General features: G+C 39.7%; 1 protein-coding gene. It reads right to left on the reverse strand.

Features of this window, described 5'->3' with window-relative positions; translation table 11 throughout:
- On the reverse strand, positions 1-208 hold a 208-nt coding region (locus tag AAEY75_RS16535; RefSeq protein WP_352260250.1), incomplete at its 3' end, for a hypothetical protein.
- Between the last annotated feature and the right edge of the window lie 39 nt (positions 209-247).

The following is a 247-nucleotide window of genomic DNA, read 5'->3' on the forward strand; positions in this document are numbered from 1 at the left end:
GTCTTGCTCCAACGTTATATTCATTGATGTATTCTGAGACAACCAGCTTATTGATGTAGCGTGAGCTGTCAGGTTTTAATTTGATTTTGTGGTCTTTCATAAAACGTTTAATAACGATGGGCATCATCTGCCCCTCAAAGTAGCTTTCGTTATCGACGATCTGACTACTATTAAGTACCTTCTCATCCGCGTCGTTTTTTACAGCCATTAGTGCTTCATGTATGGTGCGTTCGGAGCTATTTATATC

This window comes from Psychrobacter sp. TB55-MNA-CIBAN-0194, assembly GCF_040309505.1.
GTDB lineage: Bacteria > Pseudomonadota > Gammaproteobacteria > Pseudomonadales > Moraxellaceae > Psychrobacter > Psychrobacter fozii.